A 245-nucleotide genomic window follows, 5' to 3' on the forward strand; every position below is an offset into this window, starting at 1 on the left:
CCTCAGGGGCGGCCCTGTGGATCGCCTTCCAACTGCGCAAAGACTCAAAAAAGGCTACCTATGCCCGTATCGGGGCGTCGCTGGTAATGGGTTGTGCCATCCTCGGCATGCACTACACCGGCATGGCTGCTGCGCAGTTTCCTGTCGGAAGCTTCTGCGGGGCGGCAAACACCGGCATCGATACCAAGTGGCTGGCAGTGCTGGTGATTGTGGTGAGTCTGGCGGTATTCGCTATTGCCTTAATC

1 protein-coding gene is annotated in these 245 nt (G+C 58.8%); it reads left to right on the forward strand.

Going from position 1 to position 245, the window contains the following annotated elements:
• Positions 1-245 (forward strand): MHYT domain-containing protein (locus tag FVA95_RS30255; RefSeq protein WP_304627200.1); only part of this gene is annotated, 245 nt, incomplete at both ends.

This window comes from Pseudonocardia sp. EV170527-09 (genome assembly GCF_008369905.1).
Lineage (GTDB): Bacteria > Actinomycetota > Actinomycetes > Mycobacteriales > Pseudonocardiaceae > Pseudonocardia.